Genomic DNA, 6,719 nt, shown 5'->3' with positions numbered 1-6,719 from the left:
GAGGCGTACCGGCGCTGGGGCCTGGACCGCCCGCTCGACCCGCCGCCCGCGCCCCCCGCGAGACGCCCCGTGCGGCCGGGGGAGTCCGGGCTGCCGGCCGTGACGGGCCGGGTGCCGACGCGCGACAAGGTCGTCTTCCTCACCATCGACGACGGCTGGGTGAAGGACCCCGGGCTGATCGGGATGGCGGCGGACCTGGGGCTGCCGTTCAGCATGTTCCTCTCCGACTCGGCGGCCCGCGGCGACTACGACTACTTCGAGGAGCTGCGCCGCCTCGGCAACTCCGTACACGGCCACACCCTCACCCACCCCGACCTCACCCTGCTCCCGTACGACCGGCAGCGCCGCCAGATCTGCCGCCAGCAGGAGCGCGTCGCCGACCGCTTCGGCGTCCGCCCGACCCTCTTCCGGCCGCCCTACGGCAAGTACGACGCGGCGACGCTGCGGGCCGCCGCCTCCTGCGGCGTCCGCGCGATGCCGCTGTGGCGGGCCGACATGAAGGCGAGCGGCCTGGAGTACCGCAGCGGCGACCGGCTGCGCGCGGGCGACATCGTGCTGACGCACTTCCGCGGGCCGGAGCAGCAGGGCGGGCGGACGATGACGGACGTGCTGGCGGAGCTGGTACGGGAGATCCAGAGCCAGGGCTTCACGGTGGCCCGGCTGGAGGACTACATGTGACGCGGCGGCGCGCGGAGGTACGTCCGGACCGTACGGCCGTGCGGACCGTGCGACGTACGACGGGCGACGCGGGGGTGGCAATCTGGCACTCGGCTTGACCGAGTGCTAAACGGCGGCATAACCTCGGCTCTGGCACTCCCCCATGGAGAGTGCCAACACAGCGACGAGGCGGATCCGGCACCCGCGACGACGGATCCACCAGGGTCGCCACCCCAGACATTCAACCCCGCGAGATCTCCGAAGGGGGAGGTCGGATCGTGACGACCGCCAGCACCAAGGTTGCCATCAAGCCGCTTGAGGACCGCATCGTGGTCCAGACGCTCGACGCCGAGGAGACCACGGCCTCGGGCCTGGTCATCCCGGACACCGCCAAGGAGAAGCCCCAGGAGGGCGTCGTCCTGGCCGTCGGCCCGGGCCGCTTCGAGGACGGCAACCGGCTTCCGCTCGACGTCTCCGTCGGCGACGTCGTTCTCTACAGCAAGTACGGCGGCACCGAGGTGAAGTACAACAACGAGGACTACCTCGTCCTCTCTGCCCGCGACGTGCTCGCGATCATCGAGAAGTAACGGGGCGCTTCCCGCTTCTTCACACACAGGCCGCGCCCCGGATCCGTTCATCGAGCAGGACATATCGAAACGGGCCGGGGCGTCGGCGCTCCCTACGCGCCCCTTGAGAGGACCCACGTTCCATGGCGAAGACTCTGAAGTTCGACGAGGACGCCCGCCGCGCTCTTGAGCGCGGCGTGGACAAGCTTGCCAACACCGTGAGGGTGACGATCGGCCCCAAGGGCCGCAACGTCGTCATCGACAAGAAGTTCGGTGCCCCGACCATCACCAACGACGGCGTGACCATCGCCCGCGAGATCGAGGTCGAGGACCCCTTCGAGAACCTGGGCGCGCAGCTCGTGAAGGAGGTGGCGACCAAGACCAACGACATCGCGGGCGACGGCACCACCACCGCCACCGTGCTGGCCCAGGCGCTCGTCCGCGAGGGCCTGCGCAACGTGGCCGCCGGCGCCTCGCCCTCCGCGCTCAAGCGCGGCATCGACGCCGCCGTCGCGGCCGTCTCCGACGAGCTGCTGAAGGCCGCCAGCCCGATCGACTCCAAGTCCGACATCGCCGCCGTCGCCGCGCTGTCCGCGCAGGACGAGCAGGTGGGCCAGCTCATCGGCGAGGCCATGGACAAGGTCGGCAAGGACGGCGTCATCACCGTCGAGGAGTCCAACACCTTCGGCCTGGAGCTGGACTTCACCGAGGGCATGGCCTTCGACAAGGGCTACCTGTCGCACTACATGGTGACCGACCAGGACCGCATGGAGGCGGTGCTGGAGGACCCGTACATCCTGATCACCCAGGGCAAGATCTCCTCCATCCAGGACCTGCTGCCGCTGCTGGAGAAGGTCATGCAGGCCGGCTCCGCGAAGCCGCTGCTGATCATCGCCGAGGACGTGGACGGCGAGGCGCTGTCCACCCTCGTCGTCAACAAGATCCGCGGCACCTTCAACTCCGTCGCGGTCAAGGCCCCCGGCTTCGGCGACCGCCGCAAGGCGATGCTCGGCGACATGGCCACCCTCACCGGCGGCACCGTGATCGCCGAGGAGGTCGGCCTCAAGCTCGACCAGGTCGGCCTTGAGGTGCTGGGCACGGCCCGCCGCGTGGTCATCACCAAGGACGACACCACGATCGTCGACGGCGCCGGCAAGTCCGACGAGGTCGCCGGCCGGATCGCGCAGATCAAGGCCGAGATCGACGGCACGGACTCCGACTGGGACCGCGAGAAGCTGCAGGAGCGGCTGGCGAAGCTGGCCGGCGGCGTGTGCGTCATCCGCGTCGGCGCGGCCACCGAGGTCGAGCTGAAGGAGAAGAAGCACCGCCTGGAGGACGCCATCTCCGCCACCCGCGCGGCGGTCGAGGAGGGCATCGTCTCCGGCGGCGGCTCGGCGCTCGTCCACGCCGCGAAGGTGCTGGAGGACAGCCTCGGCCTCACGGGCGACGAGGCCACCGGCGCGGCGGTCGTCCGCCGCGCGGCGGTCGAGCCGCTGCGGTGGATCGCGGAGAACGCGGGCCTGGAGGGCTACGTCATCACCTCCAAGGTCGCGGAGCTGAAGGAGGGCCAGGGCTTCAACGCCGCCACCGGCGAGTACGGCGACCTGGTGAAGGCCGGCGTCATCGACCCGGTGAAGGTGACCCGCTCGGCGCTGGAGAACGCGGCGTCCATCGCCTCGCTGCTGCTGACGACGGAGAGCGCGGTGGTGGAGAAGCCGGAGCCGGAGGAGGACGCGGGCCACAGCCACGGCGGCCACGGCCACGCGCACTGACCTCCGGTCGGTACCACGGGCAACACACCGCAGGGCCTCGCCTCCGCAAGGGGGCGAGGCCCTGCGGCGTGCGTCCCGCCCGGCCCGGAGCCGGGGCGGGTTCGGGTGGTACGGGGCCGGCGGGCCCCGGCCGTTCGGGCCGGAGGCCCGGAGGCCCCCGTGCGGCGGAGCCGCGAGGGGCCGGGGGTCTCGGGGGCGGAGCCCCCGAGTCTCGGGAAGGGGCGGGGTCGGGGAACAACCCTCCCCCCCCACGGTGCCGGGCCCGCCCGGGCGGCGACCCCCTACTGAGGCCCGTACTTGCGGCCCGCCCCCGTCGACACCCGGCCCAGGAGGCCGCGCGGGACCAGCTTCGTCGCGCCCATCAGCGCCTTGTACCTCGGGTCCGGGATCGACACCGTACGGCCCCTCCGCAGATCCCGCAGCCCCGCCGCCACCACCTTGTCCGCGTTCAGCCACATCCACCCCGGGATGTTGTCCGTCCCCATCCCCGCCCGCTCGTGGAACTCCGTCCTGACGAACCCCGGGCACAGCACCATCAGCCGCACCCCGCTGCCCGCCAGGTCCTTCGCCACGCCCTGCGTGAACTGCACGACCCACGCCTTGCTCGCCCCGTACGTCCCCCGCGGCACGAACGCCGCCACCGACGCGACGTTCACCACCGCGCCCCGCGACCGCTCCCGCATCGCCCCCGCCGCGGCCGTCGTCAGCCGCAGCACCGCCTCGCAGTGCACCTTCAGCATCGTCAGCTCGTCGGCCAGCGCCACCTGGAGGAAGCGGCCCTTCAGCCCGAAGCCCGCGTTGTTGACCAGCAGGTCCACCGGCCGCCCCGCGTCGCCGAGGCGTTTTTCCACCGCCGTGATGCCCTCCTCCGTCGCCAGGTCCGCCGGCAGCACCGACGCCTCGACGCCGTGCCGCTCGTGCAGCTCCGCGGCCTGCTCGTGCAGCCGCTCCGCCGTTCTGGCGACGAGCACCAGGTCGTACCCCGAGGCGGCCAGGCGGCGGGCGAAGGCGGCGCCGAGGCCGGCCGTCGATCCCGTAATCAGCGCAGTCGTCATGTCCGCACGCTAGCGGGCGCACTCAGTGACCGGCATGTCCACCGCCTCCGTCCGGGACCTGCCCGGCCTTCCCGCCGGGGTTCACGACGGCGAACTGCCCCATCATCCCGCCGTCCTCGTGCGCCAGCAGATGGCAGTGGTACATGTACGGCACGTCGGGGTCGGGCGGGCCGTCGAAGCGCAGGACGAGCTTCACCTCCCGGCCGTTCGGCACGTACACCGTGTCCTTCCGCCCGCGCAGCTCCGGCGGCGGCGGCTCGCCGTCCACCTCCAGCACGCGGAACTGCACGTCGTGGACGTGGAAGTTGTGGGTGACGCCGTCGCGGTTGCGCACCGTCCAGACCTCCGTCGCGCCGCGCTCGACGGTGGCGTCGATGCGGTCCATCGCCATCGGCGATCCGTTGATGCCGCTCGTGCGCAGGTCGAAGTGGCGTTCGCGGGAGGCGTCGGCCGGGTCGGGCAGTTCGACGTCGGCGAGCCGCGCCGGGACGGCGGGCGCCGGGCGCAGGGTGTCGGCGGCGCGCAGCTCCAGCACGTCGAAGGAGTCGTCGCCGCCGGCGAAGCGGGACTGCCAGAAGTCGCCGCCGCCCGGCGGGTTGCTGCGCAGTACGGTCCGCTCGCCGGGCCGCATCCGGACCAGGATCTCGGCGCGTTCGCCGGGGGAGAGCAGGATGCTGTCGGTGCGGTGCGGGGCGCCGAGCAGGCCGCCGTCGGTGCCGACGAGGTCGAAGTCGCGGCCGTCGTCGAAGCCGAAGTCGTAGACGCGGGCGGTGGAGGCGTTGAGGAGCCGCAGCCGGACGACCTCGTCGCGCACCTGCCGGTACGGGGCGAGGGTGCCGTTGACCATCGTCTCGTCGCCCAGGAAGCCGGTGTTCCGCATCATCCGGTGGCCGTGGTCGAAGCGGTCGCCGTCGAAGCGCACGTCCTGGACGACGACGGGCAGGTCGTTCACGCCGTACTCGTCGGGGAGGCCGAGCCCGTCCGCCTTCGCGTCGTCCACGAGGAACATCCCGGCCAGCCCGCGCTGCACGTGCCGCTCGGTGCTGCCGTGCGGGTGCGGGTGGTACCAGAGGGTGGCCGCGGGCTGGTCGACGGTCCAGTGCGGCTGCCACTCGCCGCCGGCCTCGACCATCTGGTGCGGGCCGCCGTCCATGGCGGCGGGCAGGTGCATGCCGTGCCAGTGGACGGTGGACGGCTCGTCGAGCCCGTTGTCGACCTCGACGCGCACTTTCTCGCCGCGCTCGGCGCGCAGCGTCGGCCCGAGGTACGTCCCGGGCCACTGCGCGTCGGCGGCCGTCCGCGGGCTGGTGAACCCCCACGTCGGCGTGGACCGGCCGGGCTCGAACTCCGTCTCGCCCGCCCGCATTCCGAGGCGGAAGACCCGCGTGCCGTCCGCCGCCACCTCGCCCTCGTCCAGCGGCGGTATCCGCAGCTCGTTGGTGAAGTCGACCTTGCCCACCGTGGAGACGTCCGCCGTGGCGTAGAACCACGCTCCGGCACCGACGACCGCGCTCACGATCGTGCCCGCCACCGCGGTCAGCGCGAGGAGCACCCGCTTGAGCCGCCGTCTCCGTCCACTTGTCTTCGTCATGTGTCAGAGTTTTCTGACACCTGACTCCGGCGGGTATCGGGAATCGCACGGGTACGCCCCGGAGGCGACCCTGAGCCGGCTCTCGGGGTCGGCCCGGAGGGCGCGCGGGGTCAGGACGTCCGGGCCGCCGCCTTGCGGGCCTTCTCCAGGGACTCCGGATGCAGCGCGTCCGCGGCGACCAGGAGCCGGGGCAGCAGCTCGCGCTCCAGGGTGTTCGCGCGGAACCAGAAGGCGGCGCTCACCTCGTGGTCCGGGCGGTGCTCGACGCGGATCCCGTCCCCGGCCCGGACCTCGCCCGGCTCGATCACCCGCAGGTACGCGCCGGGCCGGGCCGCCCGCGTGAAGCGCTTGACCCAGCCCCGCTCGCCGAGCCAGCCGGCGAACGTGCGGCAGGGGATGCGCGAGCTGGTGACCTCCAGCAGCAGGTCGGGGCCGACCCGCCAGCGCTCGCCGATGCGCGCGCCGCAGACGTCGACGCCGGAGGTGGTCAGGTTCTCGCCGAAGACGCCGTTCGGCAGCTCGCGGCCCAGCTCGGCGCCCCAGATGTCGAGGTCTTCGCGCGCGAACGCGTACACCGCCTGGTACGTGCCCCCGTGGTGGCGCAGGTCGCCGATGACGTCGCCGGCGAGGGCGCTGCCGCCGACGCCCTTGGGGCCGGGCTCCTCGACCCGCACCGGCCCTTCGGCCGGGCGCTTGTCGATGCCGGTGACGAAGCCGGGGGCGTCGGTGATGTCGGGGGCGGTCTGCGGCCGGGCGAGGTTCACGGAGAGCACCTGCATCCCCCGACGGTAACCGCCGGCTCCGACAACGCTCAAAGGACTTTCCGGTCTTGGCCGCCCGCGGGCGCGAGGCCCTTAGGGTCTGTCGTTTGGGTCTTCGCGAGCCCGGCGAAGATCCAAACGACAGGCCCTAGGGTGGAGCCATGTTCGACGCCCGTCACCTGCGCGTTCTCCGGGCCGTCGCCGCGACCGGCTCGTTCTCCGCCGCCGCCCGCGAACTCGGCCTGACCCAGCCCGCCGTCAGCCAGCAGATGAAGGCGCTGGAGCAGGCGGCGGCCACGCCCCTGCTCGTCCGCGCC

At 72.6% G+C, this 6,719-nt stretch carries 7 protein-coding genes; 4 read left to right on the top strand and 3 right to left on the bottom strand.

Annotated features, from left to right (window positions below; genetic code table 11):
- From H5J30_RS13245 to groL, 3 genes are all read left to right on the top strand, one after another.
- A partial coding sequence (locus tag H5J30_RS13245; RefSeq protein WP_181787631.1) for a polysaccharide deacetylase family protein occupies positions 1-678 on the top strand: 678 nt, incomplete at its 5' end.
- 257 nt (positions 679-935) lie between these two features.
- A complete protein-coding gene (gene groES, locus H5J30_RS13240) occupies positions 936-1,244 on the top strand; it encodes a co-chaperone GroES (protein WP_018834789.1) in 309 nt (102 codons plus the stop codon).
- Between the two features lie 122 nt (positions 1,245-1,366).
- Positions 1,367-2,995, top strand: coding sequence for a chaperonin GroEL (gene groL, locus H5J30_RS13235; protein ID WP_181787630.1), 1,629 nt, complete (start codon positions 1,367-1,369; stop codon positions 2,993-2,995).
- A gap of 281 nt (positions 2,996-3,276) precedes the next feature.
- Here the strand turns inward: groL and H5J30_RS13230 are convergent, their stop codons facing one another.
- The 3 genes from H5J30_RS13230 to H5J30_RS13220 form a co-directional block, all read right to left on the bottom strand.
- On the bottom strand, positions 3,277-4,050 hold the full coding sequence (locus tag H5J30_RS13230; RefSeq protein ID WP_181787629.1) for an SDR family NAD(P)-dependent oxidoreductase: 774 nt from the start codon (positions 4,048-4,050) through the stop codon (positions 3,277-3,279).
- 22 nt (positions 4,051-4,072) lie between these two features.
- Positions 4,073-5,641: a multicopper oxidase family protein gene (locus tag H5J30_RS13225; protein WP_220188859.1), complete on the bottom strand. Its 1,569-nt coding sequence runs from the start codon at positions 5,639-5,641 to the stop codon at positions 4,073-4,075.
- 110 nt (positions 5,642-5,751) lie between these two features.
- Positions 5,752-6,420, bottom strand: a complete 669-nt coding sequence (locus tag H5J30_RS13220; protein ID WP_181787628.1) for an MOSC domain-containing protein — start codon at positions 6,418-6,420, stop codon at positions 5,752-5,754.
- 143 nt (positions 6,421-6,563) lie between these two features.
- On the opposite strand from H5J30_RS13220, the gene H5J30_RS13215 reads away from it, so the two are divergent.
- On the top strand, positions 6,564-6,719 hold a 156-nt coding region (locus H5J30_RS13215; protein WP_181787627.1), incomplete at its 3' end, for a helix-turn-helix domain-containing protein.

The organism is Streptomyces phytophilus (genome assembly GCF_013870535.1).
Taxonomy (GTDB): Bacteria; Actinomycetota; Actinomycetes; order Streptomycetales; family Streptomycetaceae; genus Streptomyces; species Streptomyces phytophilus.
This window is presented reverse-complemented; position numbering and strand designations above follow the sequence as displayed.

Bases quoted from the DNA above. Each gene is read 5' to 3' on its own strand.
- H5J30_RS13220 (WP_181787628.1), bottom strand. From the start codon at position 6,420: ATGCAGGTGCTCTCCGTGAACCTCGCCCGGCCGCAGACCGCCCCCGAC.
- H5J30_RS13225 (WP_220188859.1), bottom strand. From the start codon at position 5,641: ATGACGAAGACAAGTGGACGGAGACGGCGGCTCAAGCGGGTGCTCCTC.
- H5J30_RS13230 (WP_181787629.1), bottom strand. From the start codon at position 4,050: ATGACGACTGCGCTGATTACGGGATCGACGGCCGGCCTCGGCGCCGCC.
- groL (WP_181787630.1), top strand. From the start codon at position 1,367: ATGGCGAAGACTCTGAAGTTCGACGAGGACGCCCGCCGCGCTCTTGAG.